The organism is Pseudomonas sp. GW821-FHT02H06 (assembly GCF_059421525.1).
In genome coordinates, this window is the sequence record NZ_JBWKVD010000008.1 from 47,911 (window position 1) to 74,280 (window position 26,370).

Below are 26,370 nucleotides of genomic sequence, written 5' to 3' on the forward strand. Positions count from 1 at the left end.
TCGGAGAGTCACCCCCATGAGCAGTGTTGTTGCCATCGTCAAAAGCATTGTTGGCCAGGTAGTAGCAGTTTCCCCGGAAGGGATTCGTCGTGTGCTCATCGAGGGTGACCGGTTGTTCACCGGCGAGCAGCTTGAGACAGGCCCGGGAGGCGCAGTCACGCTGCAGCTTGCCGATGGCCGTCAGCTGGACATTGGCCGTGACAGCCAGTGGAGTGCCGACGCACCGGCGTCCACTACCAACCTTGCCGAAGCCAGCGCGCAAGCGGCACCGTCAGTTGCCGAACTGCAGCAGGCCATCGCGGCCGGCGCCGACCCGACCAAAGACCTCGAAGCCACTGCAGCGGGTCCGCAAGCGGCGCCAGGTGACGGCGGCAACGCAGGCGGCGGCCACAGCGTGGTGATGCTCACCGAGACGGCGGGCGAAGTGAATCCGACCATCGGCTTCCCGACCAACGGGCTGGGGACGACGACCACGCCGCCGCCTACGCTGAGCAACGGCCTGGCGATCGACAACGGCAACGACAACGGCGGTACCCCCGTCGCGCCGCAGCCGACCGGCACCCTGACGCTGACCGCCACTCAGACGCTGACCGAAGCCGGCGGCGCGCTGGTTTACACGGCAAACATCACCCAGGCACCGACGTCGGACCTGACGGTCACCCTGTCCAACGGTTCGACCATTGTCATTCGTGGCGGCGACACGTCCGGCTCAACCACTGTTCAACTGGCTGACAACAACACGCCGTACATCGACCCTTCCGTTATCAGCACCACTATCACCGGCACAACCGGCGGTGGCGGTCTGGTCGTGACGACCGATCCGACGCCGGCGGTGACCACCATCACCGACACCATCGACACCACCACGGTCAGCCTCAGCGCTGCGCCGACGTCTGTCGAAGGCACCTCGATCACCTACACCGCTACGCTGACCAACCCGGCACAGACCCCGGTCAACGTCACCTTGTCCGACGGTTCGACCATCACCATCCGTGCGGGCGAGTCCACCGGTACGGTTGTCGTCGCGGCCCCAGCGAATGACGTCTACAACACCAACACCGTTATCAGCACCACGATTACCGGCGCAACCGGCGGCAACTTTGAGAACCTGGTGCCTAACACGGAGCCGGCTGTGGTGCAGATCGTCGACAGCATCGACACCACCGTTGCCAGTATCACCGGCACCCAGTCGGTGGTTGAAGGCCAGGCCGCCACGTACACCATTACGTTGAGCAACCCGGCGCAGACCGAAGTCACGATCAATCTGACCTACAGTGGCACCGCATCCAACGGCACTGACTACACGCAAGTGGTCAGCGTGAAGATCCCTGCCAACAGCAGCAGCGTCACCTTCGACCTGAACACCCTTAATGACACGATCCCGGAAGGCGTTGAAAACGTCACCGTCGCGATCGGCGCTATCACCGGCGGCAACTTCGAGAACATCGTTGCCAGCGCGACCAATGGCAGCGTCACCACCACCATCATCGACAACGACGCTCTGCCGGTTGTCGATCCGAATGGCGGCGGTAACGGCACCAACAGCGAAACCACGTTCACCGAAGGCCAGGCTGGCGTTTCGATCGCCGACCAGTTGACCGTCACTGACGCCGACAGCCCGACCCTGCAAGGCGCGAAAGTCACCCTGACCAACGCTCAGGACGCCGACACATTAGTAGTGGGCAGCCCGAACGCGAACATCGCGGTCACTACCGCCACCGTCAACGGCCAGATCGTACTGACCCTGACCGGTGCCGCCACCGCTGCCGAATACGAAGCCGTGATCAAGTCGATCACCTTCCAGAACAGCAGCCAGGACCCGAGTGTCGCGGACCGCACCATTACTGTGACCGTCAACGATGGCCAGAACGATTCCGTGCCGGCCACCAGCATCGTGCACGTCGTTGCCGTCAATGACGCCCCGACCGTCTCGTTCACCAGCACCGATTACGTCGAAAACGGCGCGCCTCAGGCACTGGTCAACAACCTGCAGATCGGCGACGTCGACGGCGGCCAGTTGAGCGGCGCGAAGATCACCGTGACTGGCGTTCAGGCCGAAGACCTGATCGCTTCGCCGTCCTTCCAGGGTGGCAACACCGGCACCACGGCGTCGGGCATCAGCTACACGCTGGGCAATGACGCCAACGGTAACGTCGTCATTCAGTTGAGCGGCAACGCCTCGATCGCCGACTACACCACGCTGATCAACTCGATCACTTACGCCAACAGCAGTGACGCCCCGATCACCACCCCGCGCGGCGTGACGATCGAAGTGACTGACGTGGACACCCACGGCACCAACAACCTGACGGGCAGTGCCACCGGCGAAGTCGACATCACCCCGGTCAACGATGCACCGACCGTCACCGACGCATCGGGCAAAGGCGACGAAGACACCACCATCGCGGTCAAGCTGACCGGCGCTGACGTCGACGGCACCATCGATCACTTCAACCTGGTCAGCCTGGCAGCCAACGGCACGTTCTACGCCGATGCCGCCGGGACCCAGGCGCTGACCAACCTCAGCAACATCGCCGCCACCGCCAACGGCGCGACGATCTACTTCAAGCCGAACGCCAACTGGGCGGGCGACACCAGCTTCACCTACACCGCGGTCGACAATCAGGGCCAGCCAGCCGGCACGCCAGCCAACGGCATCATCAACGTCACGCCAGTGGCCGATGCCCCGATCGTCACCGTTGCCAACGCCCAAGGCGCTGAAGACACCGCGATCAAGCTGACGCTGAGCACTGCACTGGTCGACACCGATGGCTCCGAATCCCTGGGCCCGTTGGTTGTGTCCGGCATTCCGGTCGGCGCCGTGCTGACTGACGGCACCCACAGCTATACCTCGATTCCGACCGGCGACGGCGCTGTCTACATCGACGGTTGGGACTTGAACAACCTGACGATCACGCCGCCGAAAGACTTCAACGGCCCGATCACCTTGCAGGTGAGCTCGACCTCGACCGAAGCCGCCAACAAGGATGCGGCCACCACGACGCAGTCTCTGATCGTCAACGTGACGCCCGTGAACGACGGCCCGGCGGTCAACTTCGACAGCACGACCTACACCGAAAACGGTGCGCCGGTCGCGCTGGTCAACAACTTCAGCATCACCGACATCGACAGCACTCAGCTGAGCAGCGCGAAAATCACGCTGACCGGTATCCAGGCTGAAGACCTCGTTGTGTCCCAGTACTACAAAGGTGGCACCACTGGCGTTACCGACCTGGGCATCACCTACACGCTGAGCAACGACGCCAACGGCAACATCGTGATCGACCTGACGGGCAATGCCTCGGTCGCCAACTATGAAACCCTGATCAAGTCGCTCACGTACGCCGACAACAGCGAAAACCCGAGCACCGTCCCGCGCGGCGTGAGCATTTCCGTCACCGACCTGGACGCCAACGGCACCACTAACCTGACCGCCGTGCACGACGGCCAGATCAACGTGATTGCCGTCAACGACGCCCCGACCGTGAACGCGGCACTGGGCCAGGGCGACGAAGACACCGCCATTGCGGTCAAGCTGACCGGCGCTGATGTCGACGGCACCATCGACCACTTCAACCTGGTCACCATGGCCGAGCATGGCAAGTTCTACGCCGACGCAGCTGGTACCCAGGAGCTGACCAACTTCAGCAACATCGCCGCCAGCAACAACAGCGCGACCATCTACTTCAAACCGGATGCCAACTGGGCCGGTGACACCAGCTTCACCTACACCGCCGTCGACAACCAGAACCTGCCTGCGGGCGCGCCGGCGAACGGCATCATCAACGTCACGCCGGTAGCCGATGCTCCGATCGTCACCGTTGCTGACGCACAAGGTAATGAAGACTCCGCGATCAAGCTGAACGTGAGCACCGCGCTGGTCGACACCGATGGCTCGGAATCCCTGGGCCCGTTCGTGGTGTCCGGTATTCCGGTGGGCGCCGTGCTGACGGACGGCACCCACAGCTACACCTCGATTCCGACAGGCGACGGCGCTGTCTACATCAACGGTTGGGATTTGACCAACCTGACGATCACGCCGCCGAAAGACTTCAACGGCTCGATCATCCTGCAAGTGAGCTCGACCTCCACCGAGCTGACCGGCCAATCGGCCACCACGACTGTGCCCCTGACTGTCACCGTCGGTCCGGTCAACGATGCACCGACCGTCACCTTTACCAACCCTGACTACGTCGAAAACGGCGCACCTCAGGCATTGGTCAGCAATCTGCAGATCGGCGATGTCGACAGCGCTCAGCTGAGCAGCGCGAAGATCACGCTGACCGGCATTCAGGCTGAAGACCTGATCGTTTCCCAGTACTACAAGGGCGGCAACAGCGGCACCACCGACCTGGGCATCAGCTACAACCTGAGCAACGACGCCAACGGCAACATCGTTATCGACCTGACCGGCAAGGCGTCGATCGCCGACTACACCACGCTGATCAACTCGATCACCTACGCCAACAGCAGCGATAACCCAAGCACTGCCCCACGTGGCGTGACCATCGAAGTGACCGACGTTGATGCCAACGGCACCAACAACCTGTCGGGCAGCGCCACCGGTCAAATCGACGTGACCGCTGTCAACGATGCACCGACCGTTAACACAGCGTCGGGTGCTGGCAACGAAGACACCACCATCGCCGTCAAGCTGACTGGCTCTGACGTCGACGGCACCATTGGCCACTTCAACCTGGTCAGTGCGCCTGCACACGGTACGTTCTACTCGGACGCCGCCGGCACCCAGCCGCTGACCAACTTGACCAACATCGCCGCCAGCAACAACGGCGCGACGATCTACTTCAAGCCAGACGCGAACTGGGCAGGCGACACCACCTTCACTTACACCGCTGTCGACAACCAGAACCTGCCAGCCGGCAACACGGCAACGGGCACGATCAACGTCACGCCAGTGGCTGATGCGCCGATCGTTACCGTCAGCAACGCCCAGGGCGCCGAAGATTCGGCGATCAAGCTGAACGTAAGCACCGCGCTGGTCGACACCGATGGCTCCGAATCCCTGGGCCCATTCGTGGTGTCCGGCATTCCGGTCGGCGCCGTGCTGACGGACGGCACCCACAGCTACACCTCGATTCCGACAGGCGATGGCGCGGTCTACATCAATGGCTGGGACCTGACCAACCTGACGATCACGCCGCCGAAAGACTTCAACGGTTCGATCAACCTGCAAGTGAGCTCGACCTCGACTGAGATCACCGGTCAATCGGCAACCACGGCTGTGCCCCTGACTGTCACCGTCGGGCCGGTCAACGATGCGCCAGTGGTCAACTTCGACAGCACCTCGTATACCGAAAACGGTGCACCGGTTGCGATCGTCAATAACCTCAGCATCAGCGACGTCGACAGCACTCAACTGAGCAGCGCGAAGATCACGCTGACCGGTATTCAGGCTGAAGACCTGATCGTTTCCCAGTACTACAAAGGCGGCACCGATGGCACCACCGGTACCACCAGTCTGGGTATCAGCTACAAGCTGAGCAACGACGCCAACGGCAACATCGTCATCGACTTGACTGGCAAGGCTTCGGTTGCGAACTACGAAACCCTGATCAAGTCGATTACTTACGCCGACAACAGCGAGAACCCGAGCACTGCCCCACGCGGCGTGACCATCGCCGTTACTGACGCTGATGCCAACGGCACCAACAACCTGACCGTCGTTCACGACAGCCAGATCAATGTCATTTCCGTCAACGATGCGCCGGTAGTCAACGCCGCTTCGGGTGCAGGCAAGGAAGACACCACCATCGCCGTCAAGCTGTCTGGCTCCGATGTTGACGGCACCATTGGCCACTTCAGCCTGGTCAGTGCGCCTGCACACGGTACGTTCTACTCGGACGCGGCCGGTACTCAGCCGCTGACCAACTTGAGCAACATCGCCGCCAGCAACAACGGCGCGACGATCTACTTCAAGCCAGACGCCAACTGGGCCGGTGATACGAACTTCACTTACACCGCGGTCGACAACCAGAACCTGCGAGCCGGCAACACGGCAACTGGCACGATCAATGTCACGCCAGTGGCTGATGCTCCGATCGTTACCGTCACCACCGCCCAGGGCGATGAAGACACCGCAATCAAGATCAGCGTCGGCACTGCATTGGTTGACACCGATGGTTCGGAAAGCCTGAGCGGCCTGACCGTCGGCGGCATCCCGGTTGGCGCTGTGCTGACCGACGGCAAAAACAGCTACACCTCGATCCCGACCGGCGACGGCAAAGTCATCATCGATGGCTGGGACCTGACCAAGCTGACCCTGACACCACCGGCTGACTTCAACGGTTCGATCACGCTGCAAGTGAGCTCGACGTCGACTGAAATCACCGGCCAATCGGCAACCACGACCCAGTCCCTGACTGTGAACGTCGCGTCGGTCAACGATGCACCTGTGGTCAACGCGGCCACAGGCAATGGCAACGAAGACACTATCGTCGCGGTCAAGCTGACCGGTTCGGACGTCGACGGCACCATTGACCACTTCAACCTGGTCAACACGCCTGCCAACGGCACCTTCTACTCCGACGCCGCTGGCACCCAGCCGCTGACCAACCTGAACGACATCACCGCCACCAACAACGGTGCGACGATCTACTTCAAGCCGGATGCAAACTGGAATGGCAGCACGCCGTTCACCTACACCGCCGTTGACAACCAGGGCCTGGCTTCCACCACCCCGGCCACCGGCACCATCACGGTTACGCCCGTCAACGACGCGCCTGTGGTCAACTTCGGCAGCATCACCTACACCGAGAACGGTGCAGCGACGCCGATCGTCAAAGACTTCAGCATCACTGATGTCGACAGCACTCAACTGAGCAGCGCGAAGATCACGCTGACCGGTATTCAGGCCGAAGACCTGATCGTTTCCCAGTACTACAAAGGCGGCACCGATGGCACCACCGGTACCACCAGTCTGGGTATCAGCTACAAGCTGAGCAACGACGCCAACGGCAACATCGTCATCGACTTGACTGGCAAGGCTTCGGTTGCGAACTACGAAACCCTGATCAAGTCGATTACTTACGCCGACAACAGCGAGAACCCAAGCACCGCGCCACGCGGCGTGACCATCGCTGTGACCGACGCTGATGCCAACGGCACCAACAACCTGACCGTCGTTCACGACAGCCAGATCAATGTCATTTCCGTGAACGATGCGCCGGTAGTCAACGCCGCTTCGGGTGCAGGCAACGAAGACACCACCATCGCCGTCAAGCTGTCTGGCTCCGATGTTGATGGCACCATTGGCCACTTCAACCTGGTCACTGCGCCTGCACACGGCACGTTCTACTCGGACGCCGCCGGCACCCAGCCGCTGACCAACTTGAGCAACATCGCCGCGACCAACAACGGCGCGACGATCTACTTCAAGCCAGACGCAAACTGGGCCGGTGATACCAACTTCACTTACACCGCGGTCGACAACCAGAACCTGCCAGCCGGCAACACGGCAACTGGCACGATCAACGTCACGCCGGTGGCGGATGCTCCGATCGTCACCGTCACCACCGCCCAAGGCGATGAAGACAGCGCCATCAAGCTGGACCTGAGCGCTGCACTGGTGGACACCGATGGTTCTGAGTCCCTCGGCCCGGTCATTGTGGGCGGCATCCCAGTGGGCGCGGTGCTGAGCGATGGCAACGGCCACAGCTACACCTCCATCCCTGTTTCTGAGGGCGGCGATGGCGAGGCGTACCTCACCGGCTGGAACCTGAGCACCCTGACCATCACGCCGCCGAAAGACTTCAACGGCTCGTTCAACCTGCAAGTGAGCTCGACGTCGACCGAAAGCGCCAACAACGACTCGGCCACCACGGTTAAGTCGCTGACCGTTAACGTCGCATCCGTGAACGACGCTCCAGTTGTTAACGCCGCCACCGGCAATGGCAACGAAGACACTATCGTCGCGGTCAAGCTGACCGGCTCTGACGTGGACGGCACGATCGACCATTTCAATCTGGTCAACACGCCTGCCAACGGCACGTTCTACTCCGACGCCGCTGGCACTCAGCCGCTGACCAACTTGAGCGACATCACCGCGACCAACAACGGCGCGACGATCTACTTCAAGCCAGACGCAAACTGGAATGGCAGCACGCCGTTCACTTACACCGCTGTCGACAATCAAGGTCTGCCCGCCGCCACTCCAGGCACTGGCACGATCAATGTCACGGCCGTCAACGACGCGCCAGTGTTCAACTTCGACAGCACCTCGTATACCGAAAACGGTGCACCGGTTGCGATCGTCAACAACTTCAGCATCACCGACGTCGACAGCACAGAGCTGAGCAGCGCGAAAATCACGCTGACCGGTATTCAGGCTGAAGACCTGATCGTGTCCCAGTACTACAAAGGCGATACCAGCGGCGATACCGGCCTGGGCATCAGGTACACCCTGAGCAACGACGCCAACGGCAACATCGTCATCGACCTGACCGGCAAGGCTTCGGTTGCGAACTACGAAACCCTGATCAAGTCGATTACTTACGCCGACAACAGCGAGAACCCGAGCACTGCCCCACGTGGTGTGACCATCGCTGTGACCGACGCTGATGCCAACGGCACCAACAACCTGACCGTCGTTCACGACAGCCAGATCAATGTCATTTCCGTGAACGATGCGCCGGTAGTCAACGCCGCTTCGGGTGCAGGCAACGAAGACACCACCATCGCCGTCAAGCTGTCTGGCTCTGACGTCGACGGCACCATTGGCCATTTCAATCTGGTCAGTGCGCCTGCACACGGCACGTTCTACTCGGACGCCGCCGGTACTCAGCCGCTCACCAACTTGACCAACATCGCCGCCAGCAACAACGGCGCGACGATCTATTTCAAGCCAGACGCAAACTGGGCAGGTGATACCAGCTTCACTTACACCGCTGTCGACAACCAGAACCTGCCAGTCGGAAACACGGCAACTGGCACGATCAACGTCACGCCTGTGGCGGATGCCCCGATCGTCACCGTCACCACCGCCCAGGGCGATGAAGACAGCGCCAACAAGCTGGACCTGAGCGCTGCACTGGTGGACACCGATGGTTCCGAGTCCCTCGGCCCGGTCATTGTGGGCGGCATCCCAGTGGGCGCGGTGCTGAGCGATGGCAACGGCCACAGCTACACCTCCATCCCTGTTTCTGAAGGCGGCGATGGCGAGGCGTACCTCACCGGCTGGAACCTGAGCACCCTGACCATCACGCCGCCGAAAGACTTCAACGGCTCCTTCAACCTGCAAGTGAGCTCGACGTCGACCGAAAGCGCCAACAACGACTCGGCCACCACGGTTAAGTCGCTGACCGTCAACGTCGCATCCGTGAACGATGCGCCGGTAGTCAACACCGCCACAGGCAATGGCAGCGAAGACACCCTCGTTGCGGTCAAGCTGACCGGCTCCGACGTCGACGGCACCATTGACCATTTCAACCTGGTCAACACGCCTGCCAACGGCACTTTCTACTCCGACGCTGCCGGCACCCAGCCGCTGACCAACCTGAACGACATCACCGCCACCAACAATGGCGCAACGATCTACTTCAAGCCGGATGCGAACTGGAACGGCAGCACGCCGTTCACCTACACCGCCGTTGACAACCAGGGTCTGGCTTCCACCACCCCGGCGACCGGCACCATCACGGTCACGCCCGTCAACGACGCGCCGGTGGTCAACTTCGGCAGCATCACCTACACCGAAAACGGCGCACCGATCGCGATCGTCAAAGACTTCAGCATCACTGATGTCGACAGCACTCAACTGAGCAGCGCGAAGATCACGCTGACCGGTATTCAGGCCGAAGACCTGATCGTTTCCCAGTACTACAAAGGCGATAACAGCGGCGATACCGGTCTGGGCATCAAGTACACCCTGAGCAACGACGCCAACGGCAACATCGTTATCGATCTGGTTGGCAACGCTTCGGTCGCCAACTACGAAACCCTGATCAAGTCGATCACCTACGCCGACAACAGCAACAACCCGAGCACCACACCGCGCGGCGTGACCATTGCTGTGACCGACGTGGATGCCAATGGCACCAGCAACCTGACCGTCGTTCACGACAGTCAGATCAACGTGATTTCCGTCAACGATGCGCCGGTGACCAAGCCAGCGACGGCGACGGGCGACGAAGACAACACCGTGGCGGTCAAGCTGACCGGCACCGATGTCGACGGCACCATCGACCACTTCAACCTGGTCAACCTGGGTCAGCACGGCACGTTCTTCGCCGATGCCGCAGGCACTCAGGCACTGGACGGCACCAGCGTCATCAAGGCGACCGGCAACAGCGCCACCGTCTACTTCAAGCCGGTCGGCGACTGGAGCGGCAGCACCAACTTCACCTACACCGCCGTCGACAATCAGGGTCAGGCAGACACCACACCGGCCACCGGCACCATCAAGGTCAATCCGGTCACCGACACCCCTGCCCTGTCCCTCGTGGACGACCAGACCGTGGCTTCGCTGAATGTGAACGGCGCGACCACGACTGTGATCGGCAACATCGGCAGTGGCGCATGGCACACCGACAACAGCGGCGGCACCGTTGAGATCCACACCCCGGGTACCTACGGCGTTGCCGGCAACAGCAACAACAGCCAGGTGCTGGAGCTGGAGCGAAACAGCGGCGACCCGAGCAACCTGTACACCAACATCGACGCCAAAGCCGGCGCGACCTACACCGTTTCGCTCGATTATTCGGTCCGTGCAGGTGCGGTCGACAACTCGCTGATCAACGTCTTCTGGGGCGGCAAGCTGGTCGGCACGCTGACCAATACCGCGGTGGGTCTGAAGACCTACACCTTCGACGTGCCGGTCACCACCGACGGCAGCGCGAAGCTGGAATTCAAGGCTGGCGACGCGAACTCCCTCGGCGGCGTGATCAACAACATCAGCGTCACCGAGCACCTGAACAGCGGCCTGGAAGACAACGCGATTCTGCTGTCGACCATCAAGGCAGCGACCACCGACGTCGACGGTTCCGAAACCCTGACGGTCAGCATGAAGGGCATTCCGGTTGGCGCTTCCCTGAGCGACGGCACGCACACCTTCAACGCCACCGCCGGTGCAACCGCGACTGACGTGACGGATTGGGACCTGAGCAAACTCAAGCTCACCCCGCCGGCCAACTTCAGCGGCGACATCGCTCTGACCGTCACCGCTACCGCCCAAGACGGCGCAGCGGCTCCGGTCAGCAAAGACCTGACGTTCAACGTCCATGTGGCACCGGTGGCAGACGCCCCGACCGTGATCGCGCCTGCCGTCACCGGCCCGGAAGACACGGCCATCCACCTGAACATTGGCACCACGCTGGTCGATACCGATGGTTCCGAGAGCCTGACCCACCTGACCGTTTCCGGCGTTCCGGTCGGTGCCGTCGTCACCGATGGCACTCACAGCTACACGTCGACTGCCGGCGGCAACGGCACTGCGGCGCTCGACGGCTGGGACCTGACCAAGGTCACTATCACGCCACCGGAAAACTTCAACGGCCAGATCAACCTGACCGTCAACGCGACGTCCACCGAACTGAACGGGCCGTCCGCGACGACCCAACAGCCGCTGACCGTCAACGTGACGCCAGTGAACGACGCACCGGTCGTGAATTTCGGCAGTATCACCTACACCGAAAATGACGCCCCGATCGCGATCGTCAAAAACTTCAGCATCACCGACATCGACAGCACCCAGCTGAGCAGCGCGAAAATCACGCTGACCGGTATTCAGGCTGAAGACCTGATCGTGTCCCAGTACTACAAAGGCGATACCAGCGGCGATACGGGCCTGGGCATCAAGTACACGCTGAGCAACGACGCCAACGGCAACATCGTCATCGATTTGACCGGCAAGGCTTCGGTTGCCAACTACGAAACCCTGATCAAGTCGATCACCTACGCCGACAACAGCGATAACCCGAACACCGCGCCACGCGGCGTGACCATCGCTGTGACTGACGCCGATGCCAACGGCACTGACAACCTGACGGTGGTCCACAACAGCCAGATCAATGTGATCGCCGTGAACGACGCACCTGTCATCGGCCACACCGGAACGGGCAAAGAGTTCGGCAACACCTGGAACGAAACTGCCGTGGGTGGCGATGTCACCGCGCCGGGCAAAGGCCCAGGTCAGATCGCTCGCGATTTCACCCTGAACGACGCCGACAGCACCACGCTGAAAAGCGCGACCGTCACGCTGACCAACTTCAAAGACGGCGACGTCCTGAATGTCGGCAAACCGGGCGCCCTGACCTATACCCTGAGTGATGTAAAAGACGCTTCCGGCGCAGTGACCGGCAAAACCATCACCTTCGGTCCGGGCACAGCCGCCCAGTACCAGACGGCGATTCAGTCGATCACCTTCGACAGCACGTCCCATGATCCGTCGAAAGACAACCGCATCATCAACATCACTGTCGATGACGGCAGCGCGGTCAACAACATCGCGTCCACGACCTCGACGATCCACATCACCACGGTCAACGATGTACCAACCGTGAGCACTGCGTCGGTTGCCTTTACTGAAAACGACGCGGCGGTCTCGATCGTCAAGAACCTGAACCTGGCCGATGTCGACAACACCACCCTGAGCAAGGCCGTGGTGTCGGTCGATGTGAAGGCAGGCGACGTACTGACCTTCACCGGCACTGCGCCGAAAGGCGTCAGCGTGGTGGAAACCCACAACGATGCAGGCCTGGTGAACGGCTTCAAGATCAATGGCATCGCGACCATTGACCAGTACAAGGCGCTGATCCAGTCGATCACCTTCAACAGCCCGGGCGACAACCCTCAGGCGGGTGACCGTGCCGTGACGGTTCAAGTGACCGACTCCGGCGCGAAAGGCGACGGTACCGGTACGCAGGATTCGCTGGTTGCCGGCAGCAAGATCTCGGTCACCGCCGTGAACGACGCGCCAGTCATCGGCCACACCGGGACGGGCACAGAGTTCGGCAACACCTGGAACGAAACCCTGGTCGGCGGCGATGTCACCGCGCCGGGCAAAGGTCCAGGCCTGATTGCTGCAGACTTCACCCTGAAAGACGCCGACAGCCCGACGCTGCAAAGCGCCACTGTCACGCTGACCAACTACAAGGCGGGTGATCTGCTGGCGATCGGCAACACCGCTGGCCTGAGCGTCACCACCACCGACATCGTCACCAACAACGTGGTGACCGGCAAGGTCATCACGTTCGGTGCGGGCACGGCGGCTCAGTATCAGACGGCGATCTCGTCGATTACCTTCGACAGCACGTCCCACGACCCTGTCAAAGACGACCGCATCATCAACATCAGCGTCAACGACGGCAGCGCCACCAACAACATCGCCAACACCACGTCGACGATTCACATCACGACGGTCAACGATGTTCCGGTGGCCAACGCCACGACCGGCAGCGGTAACGAAGACAGCCCGGCCATCGCCGTGACGCTGAGCGCGACCGACGTGGACAGCAAAATCGACCACTTCAACCTGGTCGACATGGCTGCACACGGCACGTTCTACGCCGATGCGGCGGGCAAGGTCGCGTTGACCAGCCTGAGCAACATCGTCGCCGTCGGCAACGCTGCGACGGTGTACTTCAAGCCAGCCGCCGATTGGGCGGGCAGCACGTCGTTCACCTACAAGGCCGTCGATGATCAGGGTCTGGCGAGCTCGGTCAAAGCCACCGGCACCATCAATGTGGCGCCTGTCGCCGACCAACCAGTGGTGACGCTGGGCTCCGGCGTCGTTCAGTCGACCGGGCTGGTGAAAGACGTCTACGTCGGCACGCTGAAGAACATGGGCACCGACGGCAACGGCGCCAACGAAGCGACCATCAAGGCCGGCTTCAACACCACCGTTGCATCGACCGCGCACACCGTCGCCACCGCTGCCCAGGACTCTTCCGTCGCGGTCGGCACCGGCACCAAGCTGTCCGGCCTGATCTACATGGAAGCCGGCCACACCTACACCTTCTCCGGTACGGCAGACGACAGCCTGTTGATCACCGTGGCGGGCCAGACTGCGGCCAACGCCACATGGGGTGCGGGCGGCAAGATCCAGAGCGCGGGCTTCACGCCGACGGAGTCTGGTTACTACACCCTGGACATCTACCACTACAACCAGGCGGGCCCGGGCAGCTACAGCGTCAATCTGGTCGACAAGACCATCAGCACCGGCGCGACTCAGACCGTGGCCCTGAACGGCAGCAACGTGCTGCTGTTCGCAACGGTCGATGACCTCAAGGCTTCCGGCCTGAACGTCTCGCCGTTGCACGAAGGCACGGTTGGCAGCGGTGAGGGTTATTACACCGGCTACGAGCTGAACCACGGCACCGAAGGCGCCGCGATCAAGCTGAGCCCGGTCAAAGCGGTATTCGGTGACAGCCTCGACGGTTCGGAGACTCACGTCACGACCCTGAGCGGCGGCGCACCGGCCGGCTCGATCCTGACCGACGCCGCTGGCCACACGGCCACCGTGACGACCCACGTCGAAAACGGCAAAACCGTGATGGACACGATCGACGTCAGCCAATTCGACCTGTCGACGCTGAGCATCACCACGCCTGACTACTTCAGCGGCAAGTTCACGCTGAACGTCACGGCGACGGCGACCGAAGCGACTGTGCCAGGCGTCCCAAGCGCCGTGGCCAGCGCCAGCGACAGCAAGGCGATCACCGTTACCGTCGAGCCTCAGACCTACACTTCGAGTGAAGGCCTGGCCGGCACCGACCCGACGCCAATCAACGGCACCACCGGCGGCGACATCATCGTTGGCGACGTCAGCGGCACGACCATCGTGCAGGGCAAGAGCTACAACATCGCCTTCATCGTCGACAGCTCGGGCAGCATGGGCAAATCCCTCGATACGGCGAAGACGCAGCTGCAGTCGGTCTTCGAGAAACTGGCGAACGGTGCTCAGACGGCCAACGCCGGCAAGATCAACGTGCTGCTGGTGGATTTCGACACCAACGTGCGCTCGACCGTGTCGGTGGACATGTCCGACAAGGCCGCTGCGCTGAAAACATTGGCCGCTGCTCTGGCGACCATGACATCGGGCGGCACCACCAACTACGAAGATGCCTTCAAGACCACCGCAAACTGGTTTGCCGGCTTGAACAGCACCAACCCGACGGGCGAGAACCGCACGTACTTCATCACCGACGGCGAGCCTAACGTTTACCAGAACACCAGCACGGTGCTCGGTACGGTGAACGGCACGGCTGTCACACTGGCGATGGGCCTGGAAAGCTGGCATCTGGGCAGCACGTATTCGGTGAACGGCAAAGTCGCCATCGACACCGTGGGCCATGTTTACAGCTACGCCAGCAGCACGACCGGCAAGCTGATGGGCACCCTCGCCAGCCACGCCGACGGCAAGGGCGGTCAGGAATACAGCCTGAACTCACCTGAAACCAACGGCAGCAGCGTTGTGCTGGCTGAAGCGGACACCGGTTACGCGCTGTTGCTGAAGCAGTCGCCCACCATCGAAGCGATCGGTCTGAACTCGGCCGTCAAGGCGAGCACGCTCGATCACTACGACAGCGACGGTCATGCACTGAGCAACGTCAACGCCGATGACCTGGCGAAAGCGGTTCTGGGCGACCAGAAAGCAATCGCTCCGGGCAGCGACACCCTTAACGGTGGCGACGGCAATGACATCCTGTTCGGTGACCTGATTACCTACAACACCCAGGGCGGCATCACGGCGTTGAAGGCTTTCGCTGCAGATACTCTGCACGTGAACGTGTCGACCATCGATGACAAGACGCTGCACTCGTTCGTGACCAACAACCTTGACGCGGTGGCTCACCTGACCAATTCGTCGTCGACGTCCCAGGACGGCAACGACACGCTGCTGGGCGGCAATGGCAACGACATTCTGTTCGGCCAGGGTGGCGACGACATCCTCAACGGTGGCAACGGCAACGACATTCTGATCGGTGGTAAAGGCAACGACATCCTTACCGGTGGCGCAGGTGCCGATACATTCGCCTGGAAAGCAGGCGACACCAACAGCGGTGGCTTTGACGTGATCAAGGACTTCAACAAGGGCGAAGGCGACCGGATCGACTTGCGTGACCTGCTGCAAGGTGAAGACACCGACACCCTCAGCAAGTACCTGCAAATCACCAACGATGGTCATGACACCATTCTGCAAGTCAGCACCACCGGGCAGTTCGCGTCGAATGTCACTGCGGCTGCCGCGGCGACCACGGCCGATGTGCACATCAAGGTGGAAGGCGTGACCTGGAGCAATTCCATGGTCAACTCGCTGGTGAGCGGTGCGGATCCGACCATCAAAGTCGATCACCACTGATAGCTGAGTCGCGAGAGCTGTTGTACTGTGCTGGCAGCCGTCCCTGACGGTTGCCAGCACCGTTACTCCCTGAGGAATGAGCCATGTTTTACGTTCAGCGCGATGCCGATGGAACGCTAGTTCGCGTGGAAGCAACGCCGTTCGCCGAAGCGAGCGAGCAACTGCCGCCCGATGACCATCAGGTGCAAGCCTGGTTTGCCAACGAAGTGGTCGAGAAAAGCCTGATCCAGCTCAAGTCCAGCGACATGGACATGATCCGGGTACTGGACGACTTGATTCAGGTCCTGACCAGCAAAGGCATCCTCAACATCACCGACCTCCCCGCCGCCGCACAGGCGAAATTGATGGATCGAACCCAGGCCCGGGAAACACTGGGCGGCCTGAGTGACCTGATCAATGATGATGAACAACGGCTGATCTGAGGCCTCTCTTTCTCGCACGCACCGTTTGGCAACGGCGCGCTGTCGCGCGGCAAACCCCGATGCTTGTTTCTGACAGCCTGCTATCCCCCAGCAAATGGTGCACATGTGGGAGTGACCGGGGTGGCGCTCCACCTTGCTCACGAAGACGGCATTTCAGCCGCTGAAGATTTGGCGGATGTATTGACCTCTTCGCGAGCAAGCTTGCTCCCACAGGATCTGCGACGACTGATACATCTCTGGTGGTCATGATTGAGCAGAGCCCATCTTTCAGATGCGCTGCTACTCCGCGGCAAAAGATGCACTTGTGGGAGTGACCGAGGTGGCGCTCCACCTTGCTCACGAAGACGGTGTTTCAGCCGCTGTAGATTTGGCGGATGTACCGGCGCCTTCGCGAGCAAGCTCGCTCCCACAGAATTTGCGGCGACTGATACATCTCTAGTGGTCATGATTGAGCAGAGCCCATCTTTCAGATGCGCTGCTACTCCGCGGCAAACGGTGCACTTGTGGGAGTGAGCTTGCTCACGAAGCTTTCAACCCCAGGTGACGGCGCCGACTGATCAGTACTGTTTCCGTCGGACCTTGATATCGCCCTGCTGGTATTGCTGGTACCCGGTGTAGGGCAGCAGCACGGTATCGGCGACCGCAGAAAGGGCCATGTCCAGTGCAATGGTGGGCGCAGACCAGTGTGGGCCGGAAACCGGCGGGGCGTTCAAGGTGCAGAACTGGTAAACCGCACCGCTGTAGGCACGGGGGATGGACTGGCAATTGGAGCTGTGGCGCGCCAGTGTATCCGCGGCCCCTTTTTCGTCGTTGAGGGTCTTGATCGTGCCGCAACCTGAAAGGGTTGCCACAATTAATGCTGTCGTCCATAGCTTCATACAGGCGCTTCCATTGTTTGATTGATGCGAAAAGATCAGGAGTGCGCCGGCCAGCTTCATTACGTCTCACCGGCCGGCGCATTCCTCAGTCAGCTACCTCCACGGCGCAGGGTCACCGAACAGCCGCCCTTGCACCCCTTCGATGCCCATTTCCAGGATCACCCGGTGTTCGCCTTCGGTCTCAACCCGCTCGGCAATCAGCGGCAGGTCGATACTGTGTGCCGCGCGCTGGACCGCTTCGATAAACAAGCGCTTGTGGCTTTCCTGATCGATGGTGCGGATGTAGCTGCCATCGATCTTCAAATAGGCCAGCCCCAGATGCGCCAGGTTGCCGATCATGCTGAAACGTCCGCCGAAGCGTTGCAGCGCCAGGGAATAGCCGGCTTCCTGCAGACGGCGGGTCAACTTCTCCAGCACCGCCTGCTCGGGCACCTGTTCCTCGCCGATCTCGAAGGTCAGGCGTGCGCCGAGTTTCGGGTGCTGGCGCAGGGCGTTGAATACCTCATTCAGCGCTGACGGATCGTTAAGCGTGGCCGCCGACAAGTTCAGCGCCAGTCGCTCATTGTGCGTGCCCAGATGCGCCAGCACCTGCTGCAACATCAGCAAATCCAGCCGGCTCGACCAGCCGAAGCGTTCCAGCCACGGCAGAAAGCGCCCGGCCGGAATGGTCTCGCCGTCAGCATCGACCAGCCGTGACAGCACTTTGTAATGCAGCACTTTCGCCCCATCACAAGACTCGACCACCGGCTGAAAGAACAGCTGAAAACGCCCGTGCTCAAGGGCATGGTCCAGCGTCCTGTGCCACGCATGCTGATCTTCACCCAGATCGCCAATCGCCCCACGCTCGATGCAATACCACGACTGCTCGCCGCCGCTTTCGGCCTGGGACAGCGCCTGATCCGCCAACGCCAGCAAGGTCAGCGACGCATCGCCCGGGCTGTACGGTGCGAGCCCCATGTGCGCGACAGGCGAGACATCGGAGGCGCCGGTGGCTTCCAGACTTTGCAGCGCCGCCTCAAGATTCTGCACCCACTGCACGGCTTCATCGTGAACCATGCCCGGCGCCAGCACCGCGAACTCCCCGCCACGGCTGCGGCTGATGAGGTTGCGGGTTTCAGGGTACTTCTCACAGTGACGCACCAACTGCTCCGCCACCGCCACCAGCAAGGCATCGGTGCGCTTGCCGCCCAGACGCTGGTTCAAGCCGGCCAGGTCGTTGACGCGCAACATCATCAGATACCCCGCACGGCCGTCTTCCAGATGGCTGACGTGGGCGTTGAGCTGCATGTCGAAATAACGGCGGTTGGACAGCCCGGTCAGGCTGTCCTGATACGACTCGATGCGCAGCTTCTCGCTGCGCTCGGTGCTTTCCTGAAACAGCGCCTTGAGTTTCTCGACCATCTGGTTCATCGCCTGCACCACCCGGCGCAGCTCCGGCGTGCGCGGCAGTTCGGGCAGAACGAGGAACTCGCGACGACCAATGGCCTGGGACTGCGCGACCATGTAATCCAGCGGCTTGAGCTGCCGGCGCAACAACATCGCGCCCAGAATCGCACTGACCACGCCACACACCAGCAACCAGCCGAGGCTGCCCAGCGCGCTCTGCCACAACTTCGCGAGCGCGAACATCGGATGGCTGACCACCTCGACCCGCGCCGTCTGCTGCCAGCCGCGGCTGACAATCGCCTCGCCGCCCGCCGGCTCAAGCCCGATGGCGTTGATGAACCACTGCGGCACACCCTGATTGTCCGGGGTCGCACTGCGCTCGACGATCGCGTCGCCACTCGCCAGATCCACCACCCGGATGCTCGCGTAGTAACCGCTGTCGAAGATCGACGCCACCATCAGTTCGACCATCGCCGGGTCGTCGATATTGGACGTCAGCGACAGCGCCAGCGACGTCGCAGCGTCCTGGGCGTGGGAGCGAAGCTGATTGACGTACTGCGCCCGGGAGCTTTCCAGGCTGACGACAAAACTTCCCGCAAAGGCAACCACCATGAACAGACAGATCGCGATCAACAGTTGTTTGAACAGAGACATCAGTACTCCTAATTCTCGGGCTCGGTGGGGAAGCCTTCTGCGGTCATCTTTTTCAGCACGTCCTGCCACCGGGACAGACGTTTGGTGTCGCTCACTTTCTTGTTGCCCTGCGCACCCGGCAGCCACAGTCCTTCAGCGTTGAAGGCGTACACCGGCAACAGGTCCGTGCGTTCGCTGGCGGGTTTGATGTCGTCGATCAGGCTGTCGAGCACCAGCGGCATCGCGTTCGGGCTCGAGTAATAGGTCAGCACCATGTGCGCGCGGTTCAGGCGCAGCGCCTTGACGTAGGTGATCAGCAGCTTCTCGCTGGGCACGCCCAAGCGGCGCAGGCTGAAATACTTGGCGATCGCATAATCCTCACAATCCCCCGCGCCCTTGATCAGCGACTCGATCGGCGTCGCCCAGTAATCGACTTCATGCCACAGGTCGATGTCCTCGGCGTAGCGCATCTGCTTGTTGAAGAACAGGTTCACGACCTTGAGCTTTTCCATTTCGCTGACCTGCTTCTCGGTCGCCAGCAAGTTCTGCCAGGCATCGATGCGCTGCTTGCCCGCGCCCAACGGTCCGTACAGCGCTTCGGCGCGGCGGCTGATCAGGGAGAAATCCCAATCCGCGCTCAGATAGCCGACACACGCCGTGCACGTCAGTGCAAGCGCCAGAAGCATCCATAATCCAGGGCGCTTTTGAGCCGGGCGTGTCGCCAATTTGTCTAGTCCATCAGGCCATGGATAACGGAAAGCGATGGTGAGGGGTTGAGGGAGGAAACGCAATGGCGCGGTGAGATCATGCGCAGAAGCAAATGCCCGCAAACGCGACTCATGATAGGCTCGCGCCCCTTGATTTCATGACTGGCTGGGATGGTTTGGAAGCGCGTATGGATATTGGTTTGAGCTGCAGTGTTTGGGCTGAGGGTGAGCGCACGGGACATCTGGACGGAATAGGCGTTTACACCCGCTCACTCTGGCAGGCCATGGACGATCTCAAACTGACCGAAGCCGGCGGAATTAACTTCAAGCCCTACGCATTTGGACGTCAGCTCCCGACCCTGGAATGCGGTACGCCTGAAGTACTAGCTGAACGATTCAAACTTCACGCTCTTCTCAGCGGGCTGTTCAATCTTTCCTTACCCAACTCAGCCGCCATTCGAAACGACGTGTCTCTGCTGCATGCCACCGATCACCAGATTCCGAATATTGCAGGCCTTCCCGTGGTGGCAACGGTCATGGACGCCATACCGCTTATCCATCCCGAGTGGATGAGGAAAAGCTTCAGAGGCCTGAAGAGCGCTCTCTTTGCGAGAAGCGTCAGCAAGGCCGACCACGTGATCACTATTTCAGAACACAGCAGACAGGATCTGATACGTCTGCTGGGCATTCCTCCCGCCAAGATCAGCGTTACCCCACTTGGGGTGAACCCTGTTTATTTCGAGCGTATTTCCGGGCCCCGTAAAGAATCGGTCATCAGCAAACACGGCCTCAAGCCGGGCTTTTTCCTTTTTGTCGGGACGCTGCAACCGCGCAAAAATCTTCACCGCGTGCTGGAAGCGTTTCAAGCCTTGCCGGCTTCGGTGCGAAAAGATCACCCGCTTGTCGTTGTTGGCCGCGAAGGTTGGGCAAGCGAGGACCTCATCCCCCAACTGAAAAAGCTGGAGGAGCACGGCGAGGGCAAATGGCTGTGCTATTTGCCCCAAGACGAAGTCATGGCGCTGCTGCAAAGCGCGAGCGCCATGGTGTTTGCGTCTTTGTATGAAGGGTTTGGCTTGCCGGTCATCGAAGCATTTGCGGCACAGTGCCCGGTCATTGCGTCGAACACCACGTCCCTGCCGGAAGTGACCGGCAATGCCGCCTGGGCGGTCGACCCGCTGGACGCTTCAAGTATTTCAGCTGCGATGCTCGACGTGTTGAGTAACGAAGCACTCAGGACCGAACGGGTTGAAATAGGGCTGGAACGCGCCCGTCAGTTCACTTGGCAGGAATGCGCGCGGCAGACGCTGGCGGTGTACCGCAAAGTGTTGGCGGCACCCCCCAAGGCGTAAGTCGCTGCAGGCTACTTAGGGGTTACTTTGGTGTTACTGGGGGCTGAATTATTCAAGTCCTTTAGCGCTTCCGAATCATCGCCGCCCAGCCAAACGTTCACGCTGGCAACACTCTCTTGCGACAGCTTGCCGGCCCAGCGATTCAAGATGAACAGATTGGTGATGAAGTCGTACTGCGATTTCAGCAGATCGCTGCGCGCCTTGAATTCGTTCTGCACAGCGGTCAGCACGTCGACGGCGTTAACCACACCATAGGTAAACGCCTTCTGCGCCGCGATGCTCGACTGTTTGGCCGAGGACAATGCGTTTTGCCCCGCGCGGATCTTGTCTACGGCAGATTGAGCAGTGAGATAGGCGTTAGTGGTTTCCTTCACCACTTGCCGGCGAACCCCTTCAAGATCCTGCTCGGCCGCATATTGCTCGTCATACAGCCCACGCACTCGTGCTGAGGTCGAGCCGCCGCTGTAGATCGGCACTTTCAGGCCAATGGTTGCGACATAGCTGTCGCTTCGAGGGGTCAGCGTGTTGTCGTAACCGACGTCACTCTGTTGAGCGCCCAAGTTTAGACTCAGAGAAGGGTAGTGACCGCCCTTCCCCTCACGAACCGCTGCATCGGCCGCCGCCAGGTTGCTTTCATAGGCTTTCAGGCGGGGATTGCTGTCGAGCGCCTGGGCGATCCAGGCATCGAGCGGCAGCGTAGGTGCCTGCAGCGCGATGTCGTTCCGGATCCGGCTCAAGCGCTCGTTGATCGGGCGACCGACAATTTCCGACAACCCTTCCCGCGACAGACGCACCTGATTGCGCGCTTCAATTTCCTGGGCCAGCAATGAGTCGACCCGTGCCTTGAGATCCAGCATGTCGGTGATCTTGGCCATCTGCTTGGCGTACATCGCATTGACGCGATCAAGGCTGCCCTGGGTGGCGCGGCGCTCGGCCGAGACCAGCTCCAGCGCATCATCGGCAGCGAGCGCCGCGAAGTATCGCTTGGCCAGATCCACCGTTGCTTCGGCCTGCGAGTCCTCGGACTGCGACGCCTTCTGCAATGTGACGCTCTTGGCCTTCTGATAACGCTCCCACGCTTCCTTGTTGTAGATGAACTGGCTGAGGTTCAGCCCATAGCTTTTGTTGTCATAGATTTCCCGCGACTCAGCGTCTTTGCGCAAGATCCTGTTGAAGTTGCTGTCCACCGACACCTGGGGCAACAACCCGCCAAACGCTTCGCGCTCCTGCTGTTCGGCAGAGCGCGCGTGGGCATAGGCCGACAGAATGCGCGGGTCTTCAAGCCGTGACTCTTTGTACAGCGTCATCAGATCAAGGGAATAGGTTGAAGCGCTGACCTGTTGCGGGGCTGCGGGCTGCGCCGCATTGGCGTTAAGTGCAAACAAACCAAACAGCAAACCGGGAAGAAAACGTACCACTGTCATTCCTCGATCATCGACTTGGCGAACATGTTGCGCGCAGGCTTGAGCAGGTATTGCAGCATCGTGCGTTCGCCGGCATTGATCAGCACTTCCGCTGGCATACCCGGCTGCAGCTTGCGATCACCCAGACGCTTCAGACCTTCATCGGTGATTTTCACCCGCACAAGGTAATAGCCCTCTCCGGTTTTCTCGTCGGTAAGACGGTCCGCCGAGATTCGCGTGACCTCCCCCTGAATGACCGGCGTAGTGGCAGCGTTGAACGCGCTGAAGCGGACGTCGGTGAGTTTGCCAAGGGTGATGCGGTCGATGTCATTCGTCGAGACGTGCGCTTCGACTACCAGGTCCGACGATTCCGGCACGATGTCCAGCAACGGTGTTCCCGCGCTGACAACACCGCCGATGGTGTGCACTTTCATGTCCAGCACCATGCCGTCTTCCGGCGCGCGGATCACGATGCGCGACAGCCTGTCCTTGAGCGCGCTCGCCTTCTCCTGCAAGTCGAAGACCTGCGCCTGCACGTCACTCAAGTCCTTGGCGACATCGGAGCTGAATTTCTGGTTGGTCTGGACAATCTGCATTTCGGTTTCGTTGATCTGCAGGCGCGTCTTGGTGATGGTCGACTGGTGGTCGGCGACCTCGGACTTGAGCATGTCCAGCTTGCGCTCTTGCTCCAGCAGACGCTGGTTATCGACGAAACCCTGGCGCAGCAGATCCTTAAGCTCGGTAATCTCGCGGGTGTAGGATTTCTCGAGATTGACCTTGGTACCGATCATGTCGTTGAGGCCAATGATTTGCTGCTTCAACTGGCCGATGCGCTCTTGCTGCACCGAGATTTCACCCAACCGCGCGTCGTGCCGCGACCGGAAAACCTGGGCCTCACCGTCGATGGCCTCGCGGGCACGATCGCTTTCGACACCGTCAATTTTCAATGCCGGGATAGCGGGCAGGTTGTCACGTTCGGCACGAAGACGCGCCTCTTTGGCGCGCGCGGTGATGAGCTGGTTGCGGGTGGATTCGTACTCTGAACTGAGCTGCCCGTCGTCAAGGATGATCAACGGATCGCCCTTGTGCACCGTGTCGCCGTCACGAGCGCGCAGTTCTTTTACGATCCCGCCTTCCAGATGCTGAACGGTTTTGCGGTAGCTCTGTACGGTGACAACGCCGGTGCCGTAGACCGCGTTGCCCAGCGGAGCAAAAGCTGCCCAGGTGCCGAACAAGCCGAAGGTCACCAGAACAATCGTCATCCCGACCCGGCGGATGCCGCGGTCAGAAGTCGGCATATCATCAGACGGCTCGTCGAGCACGGTAATCGCGTTACTGGTCATTCAAGAATTCCTTTCAGGCGCTGGGCTGAATTGCGCCGGTCGCAGCTGGAGCTGGAGCTGGAGCAACACGAGGCGGGGTTTGACCCTGCGTCTGGGCTTGAGCTTTGGCCTGTTGCTGAGCCAGTTCGGCGATCACTTGATCACGCGGGCCATACATCGTCATCGCGCCGCTGTTCAGGACCATGATCCGGTCCAGGCGTGAAAGGACATTGGGACGGTGCGAAATAATGAAAACCGTCGCCCCTGTCTCTTTCATCTTCTGCAGTGCCACGCCCAATGCACGCTCACCGACCTCATCGAGGTTGGAGTTGGGCTCATCCAGCACGATCAACCGAGGGTTGCCATATACCGCACGCGCCAGACCAATGCGCTGCCGCTGGCCGCCGGACAGGTTGACGCCTTCGCTGCCGATCACCGTGTCGTAGCCGTCCGGCAATTGCAGGATCATTTCATGGACGCCGGCAATGCGTGCCGCCAACACGGTTTTCTCGGGATCGACCTTGGTGAAGCGAGCGATGTTATCGCTGATGCTGCCTTCGAACAGCTCGATGTCCTGCGGGAGGTAACCCAGATGCGGACCCAGCTTTTGCTTGTCCCACGTACTGATGTCGGCGCCGTCGAGCCTGACCACGCCGTGCTGCGGCGGCCAGATGCCGAGCAACGCACGGGCCAGCGTCGACTTGCCTGCCGCGCTTGGCCCGACAATCCCGACGATGCTGCCGGCGGGCGTCACGAAACTGATGTTTCTGATGACCGCCGCTTTCGCACCAGGTGGCGCCACAACCAGGTTTTCGACCTGAAGATGGCCTTCCGGGTCCGGCAGAGACATGCGCTCCGGTTCGGCGTTAAGTTTGTCCAGCGTGTCGTTCAAGCGCTGGTACTGCACGCGGGCGGCGACAAAGCCCTTCCAGCTGCCGATCATCAGATCGATAGGTGCAAGTGCGCGGCCCAGCAAGAGGGAACCGGCCATCATCAAGCCAGGGTTAATTTCGTGAGTGATCACCAGGTACGCGCCGGCCGCCAGCATCATCGACTGCGCCCAGTTGCGGAACGTCTTGGAAATGGACGTGATGACGCCGCTTTTGTCGCTGGCATCGGACTGCAGCACCAGGACGCGTCGCTGCCTGACCGCCCACTTGCCCATCAGCGTGTCGAGCATGCCCATGGATTCGATCACTTCAGCATTGCGCAGGCTTTTGGTGGTGTGCAGATTGGCGGTAAGACTTTGCTTGTTGGCCTCTGTCAGCGCCTTGCCGGTGTAGCGGTGATTGAGGTAAGCCAATACCACCAGCACCACAGCAGCTATGACCGTCATCCATCCAAACCAGGGGTGAAACATAAACATCACAGCGGTGTACGCCGGGAGCCACGGCGCATCGAAGAATGCAAACAGCCCGTTACCGGTGAGAAATTGGCGTAACGAGGTCAGGTCATTGAGCGACTGCGCCGAAGCGTCCATACCACCGCTGTTCAACGCCTTCTTGAAACTCGCGCGATACACGTCGCGACTGAGCAGGACGTCCAGCCGATTACTGATGCGCACCATGATGCGCGACCTCACCCATTCGAGGGAGCCCATCGTGATCATCAGGATGGTAAGAATCAGGGTAAGCATGATCAGGGTGGAGGTGCTGCTGCTGGGCACCACCCGACCTGAAATCTGAATCATGTAGAAGGTAGGAACCAGCATTAACGTATTGACGAAAAAACTGAAGAACCCGACGGAGAGGAAGCTTCCGCGACAAGCCTTGAGCGCTGCTTGCAGGTTGTTTTCGTGTGAACGACTCATAGAATCCATTACTGATGAGAAAAAGGCTGCATAGCCGGAGAGTGTACCAGCGGCAGATCAGACAGACAGCATTAAAAGGCCATCAACTGCTGCAAGGGTGGTCGTTTCAGATTAAGTTTTCTTAATGTTTCAATACTGGACAATT

At 60.7% G+C, this 26,370-nt stretch carries 9 protein-coding genes; 3 read left to right on the top strand and 6 right to left on the bottom strand.

Annotated elements, in window-relative coordinates:
• The first annotated feature begins 16 nt into the window (after positions 1 to 16).
• Both AC07VF_RS14770 and AC07VF_RS14775 read left to right on the top strand, forming a co-directional pair.
• On the top strand, positions 17 to 16,315 hold the full coding sequence (locus tag AC07VF_RS14770) for a retention module-containing protein (RefSeq protein WP_495009207.1): 16,299 nt from the start codon (positions 17 to 19) through the stop codon (positions 16,313 to 16,315).
• Positions 16,316 to 16,398: 83 nt separating this feature from the next.
• A complete protein-coding gene (locus tag AC07VF_RS14775; RefSeq protein WP_346627709.1) occupies positions 16,399 to 16,737 on the top strand; it encodes a tryptophan synthase subunit beta in 339 nt (112 codons plus the stop codon).
• Between the two features lie 557 nt (positions 16,738 to 17,294).
• Here the strand turns inward: AC07VF_RS14775 and AC07VF_RS14780 are convergent.
• From AC07VF_RS14780 to lapG, 3 genes are read right to left on the bottom strand one after another with little or no spacing between them, the layout of a single operon-like run.
• Positions 17,295 to 17,675, bottom strand: a complete 381-nt coding sequence (locus AC07VF_RS14780; RefSeq protein WP_495009206.1) for a YceK/YidQ family lipoprotein — start codon at positions 17,673 to 17,675, stop codon at positions 17,295 to 17,297.
• Between the two features lie 33 nt (positions 17,676 to 17,708).
• Entirely contained in the window at positions 17,709 to 19,655 is a 1,947-nt protein-coding gene (lapD, locus tag AC07VF_RS14785) for a cyclic di-GMP receptor LapD (protein WP_495009205.1), read from the bottom strand.
• An 8-nt stretch (positions 19,656 to 19,663) separates the two neighbouring features.
• Complete coding sequence (gene lapG, locus AC07VF_RS14790; RefSeq protein WP_495009204.1) at positions 19,664 to 20,359, bottom strand: cysteine protease LapG; 696 nt, start codon at positions 20,357 to 20,359, stop codon at positions 19,664 to 19,666.
• Between the two features lie 170 nt (positions 20,360 to 20,529).
• Here lapG and AC07VF_RS14795 point away from each other — a divergent pair, with 170 nt between their 5' ends.
• Positions 20,530 to 21,690, top strand: a complete 1,161-nt coding sequence (locus AC07VF_RS14795; protein WP_495009203.1) for a glycosyltransferase family 4 protein — start codon at positions 20,530 to 20,532, stop codon at positions 21,688 to 21,690.
• Positions 21,691 to 21,701: 11 nt separating this feature from the next.
• Here AC07VF_RS14795 and AC07VF_RS14800 read toward each other — a convergent pair whose 3' ends face one another.
• The 3 genes from AC07VF_RS14800 to AC07VF_RS14810 are packed head-to-tail and all read right to left on the bottom strand — an operon-like array spanning position 21,702 to position 26,225.
• Positions 21,702 to 23,114 (bottom strand): TolC family outer membrane protein, encoded by a 1,413-nt coding sequence (locus AC07VF_RS14800; RefSeq protein ID WP_346627705.1) that lies wholly within the window; start codon positions 23,112 to 23,114, stop codon positions 21,702 to 21,704.
• Positions 23,111 to 24,436, bottom strand: a complete 1,326-nt coding sequence (locus AC07VF_RS14805) for an HlyD family type I secretion periplasmic adaptor subunit (RefSeq protein WP_346627704.1) — start codon at positions 24,434 to 24,436, stop codon at positions 23,111 to 23,113. The genes AC07VF_RS14800 and AC07VF_RS14805 overlap by 4 nt, the downstream gene beginning before the upstream one ends.
• Positions 24,437 to 24,449: 13 nt before the next feature.
• The gene (locus AC07VF_RS14810; RefSeq protein ID WP_346627703.1) at positions 24,450 to 26,225 is read right to left on the bottom strand and encodes a type I secretion system permease/ATPase; all 1,776 of its coding nucleotides are present in this window, start codon (positions 26,223 to 26,225) and stop codon (positions 24,450 to 24,452) included.
• Positions 26,226 to 26,370: the final 145 nt, after the last annotated feature.